Origin of the sequence: Hydrogenophaga sp. UC242_50, from assembly GCF_042697355.1 — a bacterium.
Taxonomy (GTDB): Bacteria; Pseudomonadota; Gammaproteobacteria; order Burkholderiales; family Burkholderiaceae_C; genus Hydrogenophaga.
The window spans coordinates 3,371,544-3,384,711 of record NZ_CP170553.1 but is presented as its reverse complement, the minus strand read 5'-3'; the positions used below and the strand labels follow the sequence as shown (position 1 = coordinate 3,384,711).

Below are 13,168 nucleotides of genomic sequence, written 5' to 3'. Positions count from 1 at the left end.
TCATCGTCGCAAAGGCGACGCACTTTAGAACTTTTCAGTCAATGAATGCGCTGAGGGCCTGGCTGAATGACCATTCCGTGGGATCCTTGCCCAGCACGCTGTCCAGGTCCAGGCCCAGCGTGAGGCCGATCATGTCGGGGAAGGTGGCCACGAGGCCGGCTTCGTCGAGCTGGATTTCCTCGGCACGGGCGCGCCAGGAGGCCAGGTGCAGCACGCCGCCGAGCGTGTCGTACACCTCGCCGTCGAACGGCGCGGTCTGGTGCTTGAGGGCGGAGACGATGGTGGTGGGGAACTGCCACTTTTCGGCCATGCCGGCGCCGACCTCGGCGTAGGTGTAGCCCAGCACCGAGCGCTCCACCTCGGCGCGGCGCAGGTCCAGCGGCGGCGTGCCCATGTCGATGGGCCCGATCACGTCGGGCATGGCGATGTGCATGATCAGGTCGCCGATGGCGTGCACCAGGCCGGCGGTGAAGGCATTGCCCTCGTTCTGGCGCAGCAGGCTGGAGAGCGAGCGCGAGATATCGGCCACCCGCAGGCTGTAGCGCCAGAACTGGACCATGTCCACGCCCGGCACGTTCTTGAAGCTTGAGCCCAGCGCCGCGGCCATCACCAGCGAGCGCACATGGGTCATGCCCAGCAGGGCCACCGCCTCTTCGGCGCTGCCGATCTGGCGGCTGACGCGGAAAAAGGCCGAGTTCGACAGGCGCAGCACGCGGGTGGTGAGCGCGGGATCGTGCGCCACCAGGCTGGCGACGCGTTTGGGGCTGGGGTCTTCCTTGTTCATCTCGGCCAGCAGGTCCGAGACGGTGCGCGACATCGCGGGCAAGGCGCGCGGGTAGTTCAGGAGGGCTTCGAGTTCCATGGGGTGGTGAAGGCCGTGCGTGCAGAAGGATTTCCGATTTCCCTCCTTATCGGCGATTCAACCGAAGACTTGAGGCCGGTGGGCCTCAAGTCTGTCGCCCCTGCCCGGCCGGGCCCCGGCGCAGGCTCAGGCGCCTTTTTTCAGCTTGGCGAAGGCCGAGGCCATGGCCGATGGCGCCGGTGGCGAGGCCGGGCCGCTGGAGCGGCCGTGTCCGCGCGAGGCTTCGAAGCGGTTGTCGCGCGGCCCATCGCGCCGGGCCGGCGCGGCGTCGAGCTTCATGGACAGGCCGATGCGCTTGCGCGCCACGTCCACTTCCATCACCTTGACCTTGACGATGTCGCCGGTCTTGACGATCTCGCGCGCGTCGTTCACGAACTTGTGCGACAGCTGGCTCACATGCACCAGGCCGTCCTGGTGCACGCCGAGGTCCACGAAAGCGCCGAACTGGGCCACGTTGCTCACCGTGCCTTCGAGGACCATGCCCTCGCGCAGGTCGCTGATGTCGTCCACGCCTTCGTTGAAACGCGCCACCTGGAAGTCCGGGCGCGGGTCGCGGCCGGGCTTTTCCAGCTCGCCCAGGATGTCCTTGACCGTGATGACACCGAAGCGCTCGTTGGCGAACAGTTCGGGCCGCAGGGTCTTGAGCATGTCGGCGCGGCCCATCAGCTCGCCCACGGGCTTGCCGGTCTTCTCCATGATCTGCTCGACCACGGCGTAGGTTTCGGGGTGCACGCCGGTCATGTCCAGCGGGTTCTCGCCGCCGCGGATGCGCAGGAAGCCCGCGCTCTGCTCGAAGGTCTTGGCGCCCAGGCCGGCCACGTCCATCAGCTGCTGGCGGCTCTTGAACGCGCCATGCGTCTCGCGCCAGCGCACCACGGCCTTGCGCGACGCTGCCCGAAAGGCCGGAGACGCGCGAGAGCAGCGGCACGCTGGCGGTGTTCAGGTCCACGCCCACGCCGTTCACGCAGTCTTCCACCACGGCGTCGAGGGTGCGCGCGAGCTCGCTCTGGTTCACGTCGTGCTGGTACTGGCCCACGCCGATGCTCTTGGGGTCGATCTTCACCAGCTCGGCCAGCGGGTCCTGCAGGCGGCGCGCGATGCTGGCCGCGCCGCGCAGGCTCACGTCCACGTCGGGCATTTCCTGCGAGGCGAATTCGCTCGCGGAATAGACCGAAGCGCCCGCCTCGCTGACCACGACCTTCTGCACACCGGTCAGGTTGGCCTTCTCCAGCAGCTTGATGAGGTCGGCGGCGAGCTTGTCGGTCTCGCGGCTGGCGGTGCCGTTGCCGATGGCGACCAGGTTCACGCCGTGCTTGCGGCCCAGCAGCGCCAGGGTGTGCAGAGCGCCGTCCCAGTCGCGCCGGGGTTCGTGCGGGTACACCGTGGCGGTGTCGACGAGTTTGCCGGTGGCATCGACCACCGCCACCTTCACGCCGGTGCGGATGCCCGGGTCCAGGCCCATCACCACCTTGGGGCCGGCCGGCGCGGCCAGCAGCAGGTCGCGCAGGTTGTCGGCGAAGACCTTGATCGCCACCGCCTCGGCGCTCTCGCGCAGGCGGGCGAACAGGTCGCGCTCGCTGGAGAGCGAGAGCTTGACGCGCCAGGTCCAGGCCACGCACTTGCGCAGCAGGTCGTCGGCGGCGCGGCCCTTGTGGCTCCAGCCCAGGTGCAGGGCGATGCGGCCTTCGGCCAGCGAGACCACGGGCGCGGCCTTGCCGGTGGTGGCGGGCACCACCTCGGGCTCGGGCAGCACCAGCTTGGCGTCCAGGATCTCCAGCGCGCGGCCGCGGAACACGGCCAGCGCCCGGTGCGACGGCACGCGGGCGATCGGCTCGTCGTAGTCGAAATAGTCGCGGAACTTCGCCACCTCGGGCGCGTTCTCGTCCTTGCCGTTCACCAGCGTGCTCTTGAGCAGGCCTTCGGTCCAGAGCCATTCGCGCAGGTTCTGCAGCAAGGTGGCGTCTTCGGCCCAGCGCTCGCTCAGGATGTCGCGCACACCGTCGAGCACGGCCGGCACGGTGGAGAAATCGGCGCCGGGCTTGCCGTCGTCCAGCACTTCTGGCGGGCGGGTGAACGCGGCGGCTTCGGCCGCCGGGTCCAGCGTGGGGTCGGCGAACAGCTTGTCGGCCAGCGGTTCGATGCCGAATTCCCGCGCGATCTGGCCCTTGGTGCGGCGCTTCTGCTTGAACGGCAGGTAGAGGTCTTCGAGTTCCTGTTTGGTCGGCGCGGCGGCGATGGCGGCGCGCAGCGCGTCGGTGAGCTTGCCCTGTTCGTCGATGCTCTTGAGCACCGAGGCACGGCGGTCTTCGAGTTCGCGCAGGTAGTCCAGGCGGTAGGACAGCTCGCGCAGCTGGATGTCGTCCAGGCCGCCCGTGGCTTCCTTGCGGTAGCGCGCGACGAAGGGCACCGTGGCTCCCCCATCCAGCAGCTCGACCGCTGCGAGCACTTGTCGTTCTTCAACCCTGATTTCTGTGGCGATCTGCCGGATGATCTGCTGCATGCACCGTCGATGTGAAAACGAGAAGCGCGCGAGTTTGCCACAGCCGTTGGGGCTACCATGGGCGCTGTTTGTGGTAGGCGCCTGACCCGTTTCCACCATGCAAGACGACCTCTTCGGCGACCCGCCTCCTCCCCCCGCGCCCCCGGCGCCCTCACCCGCCCCGGCCGCGCGCAAAAGCCTGGCCCGGGTGAATCCCGCGCCGCCCGATCCGGTGCTGCAGGCGCTGGCCGCCGCCCTGCCCGCTCGCGTGCGGCTGGGCAGCTCGTCCTGGACCTACCCCGGTTGGGCCGGCCTGGTGTGGGACACCGAATACCCCGACGCCCTGTTGTCGAAAGAAGGCCTGCGCGCCTATCGCCAGCACCCGCTGATGCGCTCGGTCAGCGTGGACCGCAGCTTCTACCGCCCGCTCACGCAGGACCAGTACGCGCGCTACGCCGCCCAGGTGCCGGACGACTTCCGCTTCGTGGTGAAAGCGCCCAGCCACGTCACCGACGCGCTGGTGCGCGGCGAGGACGGCCGGGGCGTGCAGCCCAACCCGGCGTTCCTCGACCCGGCGCTGGCGACGCAGGACTTCGTGGCGCCCGCGCTCGCGGGCCTGGGCCACAAGGTCGGCGCGCTGGTGTTCCAGCTCAGCCCGCTGCCCCGGCACCTGCTGCACAACCTGCCGCTGGTGCTGCAACGCCTGCGCAAGCTCCTGCTGGCCCAGCCGCCGCTGGCGCCCACCGCGCCCGACGGCGTGCTGGCCGTGGAGGTGCGCGACCCGCAGTGGCTGGACGAACCCTTCGTGCACGAGCTGGCCGCCGTGCTGCGCGAGGCCGGTGCCACCTGGTGCCTGTGCCTGCACGCCAAGATGCCGCGCCTGCGCGACCAGTTGCCCCTGCTGCGGGCGCTCTGGCCCGGCCCCATGGTCTGCCGCTGGAACCTCAACCCGCTGCACGGCGCCTACGGTTACGAAGACGCCCAGCGCGAGTACAGCCCCTACGACCGCATCCACGACGTGGACCAGGACACGCGCGAGCTGCTGGTGCGCACCATGGCGGGCATCGCGGGCGCCGGCCAGAACGTCTTTGTCACCATCAGCAACAAGGCCGAGGGCTGCGCGCCGCTGTCGGTGCGGGCCCTGGCCGAGGGCTTAGCGGGTGGCCCTCACCCGAAGTGAGCTGCTCAGCCCTGCCAACAGCGCGCAACCCGCCGCCAGACACAGCGCGATCGTCTCGGCCCGGCCGTCGTGCTGGTTCCAGACCGCGAAGATCGCCGCCAGGATCACCGCGCCCAGCGTCTGTCCCGTGAGCCGCGCCGTGCCCAGCATGCCGCTGGCCGCGCCGCTGCGGTGCACCGGCGCGGTGGTCACGATGGTGTGGTTGTTGGGCGACTGGAACAGCGCGAAACCCGCGCCGCACAAGGCCAGGCGCCAGCCCATCTCGAAGCTGGTGGCGTGCTCGGGCCGCAGGCCCACCAGCAGCAGGCCGGTGGCGAACACCACCATGCCGATGCCGCCCAGCCAGCCCGCAGGGTAGCGGCCGATCAGGCGGCCGGCGATCGGCGCCACGACCACGGTGGCCAGCGGCCAGGCCGTCATGATCAGGCCGGCGTCCATGTGCGAGCGGCCCTGCACTTCCAGCAGCAGGAACGGCAGGCTGAGGAAGGCCAGCATCTGCGCGCAGAAGGCCCCGAGCGACGAGCCCATGGACAGCGCGAACACGGGAATGCGCAGCAAATCCAGCGGGAACAGGGGCGCCGTCAGCCGCCGCTGGCGGCGCAGGTAGACCACCCCCACCGCCACCCCGGCGGCCAGCAAGGCCCAGCCCAGCACCGGGGCGCTGTGCGCCGCGCCACTGCGCACACCCAGGTAATCGGCGCCGACGAAGACCAGCGTGAACATGAGCACGTTGAGCGCCACGTCGATCAGCGAGAACTGGGGCGCGGCCTCGGCGCGCGTGGGGTTGTAGGGCAGCGCGCGCCGCCCCATCCACAGCGTGAGCAGGCCCAGCGGCAGGTTCAGCGCGAACAGCCAGGGCCACGACGCCACCGACAGGATGGCCGCCGCCACCGCCGGGCCGGCCATGGTGGAGGTGCGCACCACCATCGAATTGAGCGCGATGCCGCGCCCCAGGCGCGAACTCGGGTAGACCAGGCGCACGAGCGCGGTGTTCACGCTCATGATGCCGGCCGCGCCCAGCCCCTGCAGCGCCCGCGCGGCGGTGAGCATGGCCAGCGAATCCGCCAGCATGGCGGCCACCGAGGACAGCACGAACAGCAGCATGCCCACCAGGTAGACGCGGCGGTAGCCCAGCCGGTCGCCCAGCGCGGCCAGGGGCAGCAGCATCACCAGCGAAGCGATCTGGTAGGCATTGACCACCCAGATCGCCTGCGAGGCCTCGGCCTGGAGCTGGCGCGCGATGCCGGGCAACGCGAGGTTGACGATGCTGCCGTCCATCACCGACATGGCGATGCCGAGCACGATCACCAGCACGGCCTTGCCGCGCTGGGGAGACGGCAGACCGTCCTGCGCCGTCACCCGCGCGCCTCGGCGGCCAGGTGCCTCGTGGGGTCGCCCGAGAGCGTGATCCAGGTCAACGCCACGCCGATCAGCGCGCCCGTGGCCATGCCCACCACCATGGGCAGGGGCTTGCCGGTGGCGAACAGGCTCACGATGCCCATGGCGGCCGCGCCGCCCAGCATCTGCAGGGTGCCCAGCAGCGCCGAGGCGGTGCCAGCGATGGCGCCGTGTTTCTCCAGCGCGAGCACCGAGGTGGTGGGAATGACCAGGCCCATGAAGGCGCTGGCGATGAAATACAGAATGATCAGCACCACGAGCTGGTCGCCGCCCGCGAGGTAGTAGGCCAGCATCAGCGCCATGGTCAGGCCCGAGGCGGTGGCCGCCACCTTCACCAGCCGCACCAGGCCGAAGCGCTGGCCGAGCACGCCGGTGAACTGCGAGGCGCCGATGAAGGCGATGGCGTTCAGCGAGAACGCCAGGCTGTACTGCGTGGGCGTAAGGCCGTAGTGGTTGATCAGCACGAAGGGCGAGCCGGCCAGGTAGACGAAAAACCCGGCCATGGCCGTGGCGCCGATGCCCACCAGGCCCAGGTAGTGCCAGTCGCGCAGCAGCAAGGCGTAGGCGCGCAGGGCGCTGCCCAGGCTGCTTTCCACGCGCTCGGCTTCGGTGCGGGTCTCCTGCAGCGTGCCGTAGACCAGGGCCAGCCCGGCCACGGAAGCCAGGGCCACGGCCCAGAACACGCCGCGCCAGCCGGTCAGCGCGATCACGCCGCTGCCCGCCAGCGGGGCCAGGATGGGCGAGACGCTGAACACCAGCATCAGCAGCGACATCAGGCGCGCGGCATCGGCGCCGGTGTGCAGGTCGCGCACCACGGCGCGCGGGATCGCCATGCCGGCGGCCGCGCCCAGGCCCTGCAGGAAGCGCAGCGCCACCAGGGTCTGGATGTCGGTGCGCCAGCGCGCAGCCGATGCTGGCCAGGGTGAACAGGCCCAGGCCGAAGTACAGCGGCGGCTTGCGGCCCACCATGTCGGACACCGGGCCGTAGAGCAGCTGTCCCACGCCCAGGGACAGGAAAAACGCGGTCAGGCTGAACTGCACGGCACCGACCTCGGCGCCCAGGCTGCTCCCGATGTCGGGCAGCGCGGGCAGGTACATGTCGATGGCGAAGGGGCCGATGGCGGAGAGCAGGCCCAGAATCAGGGCCATCTTGAGATAACGGGTGAAGAACATCCCCTATTGTCGCCAGGGCGCGAAGGCTTTGCCGGGGCACGGTTGGACCGTTCTGGTGTAAGGGCGGTCCAGGTGCGTCACAATTTCGCATCCCACCCCCCTACTTTCCCCCGGAGAACCCCACCATGGCCGTTGAAGGCAGCGCAGGCGACCTGCTCAAAGTCGTGACCCTGCTGGGCGCAGCGGTGGTCGCCGTGCCCCTGTTCAAGCGCATCGGCCTGGGCTCGGTGCTGGGTTACCTGGCCGCGGGCCTGGCGATCGGGCCGTTCGGCATGGGCCTGATCAGCGACCCGGCCACCATCCTGCACACGGCCGAGCTCGGGGTGGTGATGTACCTCTTCGTGATCGGCCTGGAGATGCAGCCCTCGCACCTCTGGAGCCTGCGCAAGGCCATCTTCGGCCTGGGCAGCCTGCAGGTGGTGGTGTGCGGCTTTCTGCTCACCGGCGTCGGCCTGGCCTTCGGTTTCCCGCTGGGCGTGTCCTTCGTGAGCGCCATGGGCTTCGTGCTGACCTCCACCGCCGTGGTGATGCAGCTGCTGGGCGAGCGCGGCGACATGGCCCAGCCGCGCGGCCAGAAGATCGTCGCCATCCTGCTGTTCGAGGACCTGCTGATCGTGCCGCTGCTGGCGGTGGTGGCCTTCCTGGCGCCGCCCGACATCGGCGGGCCGGTGGCCGCCAACTCGTCGCGCTGGGGCGCGATCGGCCTGGGCCTGGGCTCGCTGGTGGCGCTCGTGGCCGCAGGCGTGTGGCTGCTCAACCCCCTCTTCCGCATCCTGGCCAACGCCAAGGCGCGCGAGGTGATGACCGCCGCCGCCCTACTGGTGGTGCTGGGCGCGGCCCTGCTGATGCAGGTCGGTGGCCTGTCCATGGCCATGGGCGCCTTCCTGGCCGGCGTGCTGCTGTCCGAATCCACCTTCCGCCACCAGCTGGAGGCCGACATCGAGCCCTTCCGCGGCCTGCTGCTGGGCCTGTTCTTCCTGAGCGTGGGCATGTCGCTGGACCTGGCGGCCGTGGCGAGCAACTGGCCCATCATCGTGGCCGGCGTGGTGGCGATGATGCTGGTCAAGGCCCTGTGCATCTACGGCGTGGCGCGCTTCGCCCGCAGCTCGCACGCCGACGCGCTGGACCGCGCCGTGCTCATGGCGCAGGGCGGCGAGTTCGCCTTCGTGCTGTTCGCCGCCGCGCTGGGCGCCAAGGTGATCGACCCGGTGGTCAACGCCAACATGACCGCCATCGTGGTCCTGTCCATGGCGCTCACCCCGCTGGTGGTGCTGGTGCACCGGCGCTTCGCGGCCAAGGACACCGGCGTGTCCATGGACGGCATCGAGACCGTGGCCGACCGGGCCGCGAGCGTGCTGGTGATCGGCTTCGGCCGTTTCGGCCAGATCGCCAGCCAGGGCGTGATCGCCCGGGGCGCGAGCATCACCATCATCGACAACAACGTGCAGATGATCCGCGACGCCGAAGCCTACGGTTTCAAGGTCTATTACGGCGACGGTTGCCGCGCCGACGTGCTGCATGCGGCCGGCGCCCACGCGGCGCAGGCCATCCTGGTCTGCCTGGACAACAAGGAAGCCGCCACTCGCATCGCCGAGCTGGCCAAGACCGAGTTCCCGCACGCCGAGCTGCTGGTGCGCGCGTTCGACCGCGAACACGTGCTCGAGCTGCGCAAGGCCGACGTGGGCTACCTCGTGCGCGAGACCTTCGAGTCGGCCATGGCCATGGGCCGCCAGGCGGTGCTCACGCTCGGGGCCGCCGAGGAGGAAGCCGACGAGGTGATGGAGCACCTGCGCCGGCGCGACGCCGAGCGCATGGACCTCGAAGCCGCCGGCGGCCTGTTCGCCGGCCGCCAGCTGGTGCTGGGCAACCAGGTGAAGAAACAGCAGGCCGAGGGCCAGGACGCGCAGGCCCCGGCCTGAACCCTCACGGGCAGACGGCTTCGACGTTGTTGCCGTCGGGATCGATCAGGAAGGCCGCGTAGTAGGTCGGGCTGTAGTCGGGCCGCGCGCCGGGGCCGCCGTTGTCGCGCGCGCCGGCCTTCAGGCCCGCTTTGTAGAAGGCGTCCACCGCCCGGTGGTCGGAGGCGCGAAACGCGACGTGCGTGCCCGGGCCCTGGTGGCCCGGCGCCGCGTAGAGCCACAGCGCGGGGGCGTCTTTCGGCCCCAGGCCGGCATAACTGTCGTCGTGGGAGCCCAGCACGTGGCCGAGCGGCGCGAGCGCGGCTTCGTAGAAGCGGGTGCTCTTGGCGAGGTCGTTGACTTTCAGTCCGAGGTGGTCGTACATGGCGAAGGTTTCCTGCTCGATGGGTGGATGAGGCGTTCATCTTCGAGCAGGGTCGCCAGGCGGTCTTGGAGAATCTTGCGGTCTTGGGGAAGACCGTTGCGGGCGGCGCGCCGGAAGCCGCGCGGGGACAGGCCGGCCGCGCGGTGGAAGCTGCGCACGAAGTTGCTGAGGTCGGCGAAGCCCACCTCCAGCGCCACCTCGGTCACCGGGCGATCGTCCTCGGCGAGCAGCCGGGCCGCGTGCCGCAGGCGCGAGCGCACCAGGTACTGGTGCGGCGTGACGCCCAGCACCCGCGAGAACACCCGCAGGAAATGGAACGGACTCAGGGCCGCTTCGCCCGCCGCCCGGTCCAGGTCGACGGCCTCGTTCGAATGGGCCGCGATCCACGTCGCGGCCTCGACCGCGCGGCGCCGGTCGCGTTCGGCCACCGGCGCGGGCCTGAGCTCGCGGCCGCTCACCACGTCCACGAAGCGCGACGCGAACCACAGGCCCACCTCGTCCAGGCCGGCGTCGCCCTGGCCGCTGGCGCACGGCCTGCGCGAGCTCGCCCAGCACCATGAGCCCGGGCAAGGGCGGCAGGCCGCCGGTGCGCCAGGTGCGGCGGTCGCCACCGACCAGTTCGACGAAGCCGGGCGAGAGGTGAAAGGCCAGGCACTCGTCGCCGCAGACCGCGTGGTCGTGCGTGCACATGAATTCGTCGCCCGGGTGGCCCACCAGCACCGAGCCGGCCACCAGCTCGTAGGCATCGCCGCCCACCCGGTAGCCGAAGGTGCCCTTGCGCACATAGGACACCGAATGGCCCTGGTGCACCTCCGTGAACGGCCGCTCGGCCGGGCCTGTGCCGCAGCGGTAGTCCACCACGCGCACCGGGCCGGCCTGCAGCTCGGTGGCGGTGATCACGGCGGCTCTCCGTCGAACAGGCCGGGCTCGTTGCCGATGCGGGCGCGCTCGATCTGCAGCATGCGCAGCTTGGTCGGCACGCCGCTGCCGCCCGAGAAACCACCCGAGCGCCCGCCCGCCGCGAGCACGCGGTGGCAAGGCACGATGGGCGCGAACGGGTTGTGGCCCATGGCCTGCCCCACCGCCCGGGCCAGGCCGGCGTCGCCCAAGGCCTCGGCCAGTTCGCCATAGGTGCGCGTTTCGCCGGGCGGTATCGCGCGGGCCAGGGCATAGACCTCGCGCTGGAACGGGGTGAGTCCGCTCATGTCGAGCGCGATCTCGCGCAGATCGCTGCGCGAGGCGCCCGCCAGCAAGGCCTGGACGCCGTCGATGGCGGCCTGCACCGGCGCGGGCGGGTGCGCGTCTTCCGGCAGCGGCGGCAGGCCCTTCAGCAGCCGCGCCCGGGTGCGCGTGGCGTCCGCTTCGGGCAACTGCACCGCCACCACGCCGTGCGGCCCCCAGGCGATGCCGATGGCACCGATGGCGGTGTCGAACAGCGTGTGGCCGCCGTCCATCGCGGTCTCACACCGCGCGCAGCGCCGCGCGCAAACCCGCACCGATCTCGGGCCGTTCGAGGAACGGGTCGGCCGGGTTGGTCTGGTTGACGATGCCTTCCATGCGCGCGCGCACATTGCCCAGCGCGCGCGGGTGGCTGAAGATGTAGAAGCGGTCGGCGCTGATGGCGTCGAACACCAGCTGGGCCACCTCGGCGGCCGAGACCTTGCCCGAGCCCACGGCCTTGTCGGTCATGGCCTGACCGATCAGCTGGCTTTGCGTGGCTTTTTCGTCGGCCATCTCGGCCGGGCGGTTGCGGTGGCTCTGGTTGATGCCGGTGGGCACGAAGTACGGGCACAGCACGCTGGTGCTGAGCTGATCGCTCACCAGCTTCAGATCCTGGTAGAGCGTCTCGGTCAGGCTCACCAAGGCGTGTTTGCTCACGTTGTAGATGCCCATGTTGGGCGGCGTGAGCAGGCCGGCCATGCTGGCGGTGTTGACGATGTGGCCGCGCCAGTTCGGGTCTTTCCTGGCGGCGGCCAGCATCATGGGGGTGAACAGGCGCACGCCGTGGATCACGCCCCAGAGGTTCACGCCCAGCACCCATTCCCAGTCGCGCACCGAGTTTTCCCACACCAGGCCGGCCGAGCCCACGCCCGCGTTGTTGAAGACGAAGTGCGGAGCGCCGAAGCGCTGTTCGACCGCCTTGGCCAGGGCTTCCATCTGTTCCTGGCTGGAGACGTCGACCTTGCGCGAGAGCACCTGCACGCCGGTGGCCTCGATCTCGGCCGTGGCCTTGTCCAGCGCGTCCTGCTGCACGTCCACCAGCACCAGATTCATGCCCAGCTTCGCGCCGATGCGCGCGCATTCGAGGCCGAAGCCCGAGCCGGCGCCGGTGAGCACCGCCGTTTTGCCCTTGAAATCCTGAATCATGGATGTCTCCTGTGTGTGAAAGAACTCAGGCGGCCCGAACCATCTCGATGTGGTCGATGCCGTCTTCGATGTAGATCTCGCTGGCCGGTTCGAAGCCGTGCTGGCGGTAGAAGGCCTCCAATCTGGCCTGCGCGCCGATGCGGATGGGCTGCACGCCCCACAGGCCGTGCAAGGCCCGCACCGCTTCGCGCATGAGCACATGGCCCTGCGCCACCGCCGCGCGCGGCCGGCAGCGTGACCACGCGGCCGATGCTGGCCTCGGTGAATTTCAGGCCGGCCGGCACCAGGCGGGCGTAGGCCGCCAGCGTGCCGTCGGTGCGTTCACCGAGCAGGTGGAAACATCGGGCGTCGGCGCCGTCCATGTCCTGGAACACGCAGTTCTGTTCCATCACGAACACCTCGGTGCGCAGTTGCAGCAGGGCATACAGGTTGCGGGCATGCAGGGCATCAAAAGGCAGGCAGCGCCAGGTCAGGTTCGGGGTCGGGGAGCTCAAGCGCGCACTTCCCTCAACACATAACCGATGCGCGGGAAGTGCACGTGCAGGCGCCCGGCGCGCTCGTCGTTGCGTTCCAGCGTGTAGCGGGTGCGCGTGGCCGCGCGCAGGATGCCTTCGGTGGGCTCGGGGCCGAAGGACTCGGCGGTCACGGTCACGCGGCTGCCCAGGGCGATGCCGTGTTCGTCCTGGAACACGTCGTCGGTCAGCGGCGCGGGCTCGGCGGCGGCCGCGATGGCGATCGCCTCGGTGGACGTCATCTTGTGCGACGTGCCGTGGCCGATGGCGGCCATGCGGTCCAGCCACTCGATCACGTGGGGCGTGGCGTCCAGGATGCCGGCCATCGCGGGGTTGACCACGCGGCTGAACCACAGCGGGTGGTAGGCGGCGAAGTCGGCCACGCAGGGCGCGCCGCCCAGCAGGAAGGGCTGTTCCTCGACCATGGTGGAGAGGCGGCGCAGGTAGCTGCGGTAGGCGGCGGTGGCGTCGCCCGGGCGCAGGCTGGTCATGCCGCCGCGCATCGCGCCGCGGTCGGCCGCGAAGGCCTGGGCCGCTTCGGGCGGCTGGCCGGCGAACAGCGCGGCCGCGCCCTTCGGGCTGAGGCTGTAGGCCATGGCGGCCCAGAACAGCGTGGTGTCGGCCCATTGAGCCAGCACGCGCGCCACGCCCTTGTGGTGCTCGTGGTAGAGCGCGGGCTGGGGCTGGCGGTGCTCCAGCACGTCGCAGATCAGCGCGGTGTCGCAGTAGATGTCGGCGCCGACCTGCAGGATGGGCGTGCGGCGGTAGCCGCCGGTGAGCGCGACCACGTCGGGCTTGGGCATGATGCGCGGGATGTTCACGCTCTGCCAGGCAAGGCCCTTGTGGCCCAGCATCAGGCGCGCTTTCTCGGAAAACGGCGACGTGGCGTAGTGGTGAAGGATGAGGTCGGACAT

11 protein-coding genes and 2 pseudogenes are annotated in these 13,168 nt (G+C 70.3%); 3 read left to right on the top strand and 10 right to left on the bottom strand.

The window, feature by feature from the left end; genetic code table 11:
• Positions 1-34: 34 nt before the first annotated feature.
• A complete protein-coding gene (locus ACFJGX_RS17340) occupies positions 35-862 on the bottom strand; it encodes an HDOD domain-containing protein (RefSeq protein ID WP_382157839.1) in 828 nt (275 codons plus the stop codon).
• 126 nt (positions 863-988) lie between these two features.
• Positions 989-3,362, bottom strand: a pseudogene (locus ACFJGX_RS17335) (Tex family protein).
• Between the two features lie 97 nt (positions 3,363-3,459).
• Between ACFJGX_RS17335 and ACFJGX_RS17330 the strand changes: the two are divergent.
• On the top strand, positions 3,460-4,521 hold the full coding sequence (locus ACFJGX_RS17330; protein WP_382324894.1) for a DUF72 domain-containing protein: 1,062 nt from the start codon (positions 3,460-3,462) through the stop codon (positions 4,519-4,521).
• Here the strand turns inward: ACFJGX_RS17330 and ACFJGX_RS17325 are convergent.
• Positions 4,495-5,880: an MFS transporter gene (locus ACFJGX_RS17325; RefSeq protein WP_382326656.1), complete on the bottom strand. Its 1,386-nt coding sequence runs from the start codon at positions 5,878-5,880 to the stop codon at positions 4,495-4,497. The two genes, ACFJGX_RS17330 and ACFJGX_RS17325, sit on opposite strands and share 27 nt — an antisense overlap.
• Positions 5,877-7,092: pseudogene (locus ACFJGX_RS17320) on the bottom strand (multidrug effflux MFS transporter). The gene ACFJGX_RS17325 and the pseudogene ACFJGX_RS17320 overlap by 4 nt, the downstream one beginning before the upstream one ends.
• A gap of 125 nt (positions 7,093-7,217) precedes the next feature.
• Between ACFJGX_RS17320 and ACFJGX_RS17315 the strand changes: the two are divergent.
• Complete coding sequence (locus tag ACFJGX_RS17315) at positions 7,218-9,011, top strand: monovalent cation:proton antiporter-2 (CPA2) family protein (RefSeq protein ID WP_382326654.1); 1,794 nt, start codon at positions 7,218-7,220, stop codon at positions 9,009-9,011.
• A 4-nt stretch (positions 9,012-9,015) separates the two neighbouring features.
• Here ACFJGX_RS17315 and ACFJGX_RS17310 read toward each other — a convergent pair whose 3' ends face one another.
• The 5 genes from ACFJGX_RS17310 to ACFJGX_RS17290 all read right to left on the bottom strand — a co-directional run bounded on the left by ACFJGX_RS17310 (position 9,016) and on the right by ACFJGX_RS17290 (position 11,935).
• Positions 9,016-9,375: a VOC family protein gene (locus ACFJGX_RS17310; protein WP_382324898.1), complete on the bottom strand. Its 360-nt coding sequence runs from the start codon at positions 9,373-9,375 to the stop codon at positions 9,016-9,018.
• A complete protein-coding gene (locus ACFJGX_RS17305) occupies positions 9,354-9,986 on the bottom strand; it encodes a helix-turn-helix domain-containing protein (RefSeq protein ID WP_382326652.1) in 633 nt (210 codons plus the stop codon). Before ACFJGX_RS17305 ends, ACFJGX_RS17310 begins: the two co-directional genes overlap by 22 nt.
• 285 nt (positions 9,987-10,271) lie before the next feature.
• Positions 10,272-10,829 (bottom strand): methylated-DNA--[protein]-cysteine S-methyltransferase, encoded by a 558-nt coding sequence (locus tag ACFJGX_RS17300; protein ID WP_382157822.1) that lies wholly within the window; start codon positions 10,827-10,829, stop codon positions 10,272-10,274.
• Between the two features lie 7 nt (positions 10,830-10,836).
• Entirely contained in the window at positions 10,837-11,742 is a 906-nt protein-coding gene (locus ACFJGX_RS17295) for an SDR family oxidoreductase (protein ID WP_382324902.1), read from the bottom strand.
• 25 nt (positions 11,743-11,767) lie between these two features.
• Positions 11,768-11,935, bottom strand: coding sequence for a hypothetical protein (locus ACFJGX_RS17290; protein ID WP_382326651.1), 168 nt, complete (start codon positions 11,933-11,935; stop codon positions 11,768-11,770).
• Between ACFJGX_RS17290 and ACFJGX_RS17285 the strand changes: the two genes are divergently transcribed.
• On the top strand, positions 11,934-12,260 hold the full coding sequence (locus tag ACFJGX_RS17285) for a hypothetical protein (protein ID WP_382326649.1): 327 nt from the start codon (positions 11,934-11,936) through the stop codon (positions 12,258-12,260). The two genes, ACFJGX_RS17290 and ACFJGX_RS17285, sit on opposite strands and share 2 nt — an antisense overlap.
• Here ACFJGX_RS17285 and ACFJGX_RS17280 read toward each other — a convergent pair.
• Positions 12,233-13,168: a glutathione S-transferase family protein gene (locus ACFJGX_RS17280; RefSeq protein ID WP_382324906.1), complete on the bottom strand. Its 936-nt coding sequence runs from the start codon at positions 13,166-13,168 to the stop codon at positions 12,233-12,235. The two genes, ACFJGX_RS17285 and ACFJGX_RS17280, sit on opposite strands and share 28 nt — an antisense overlap.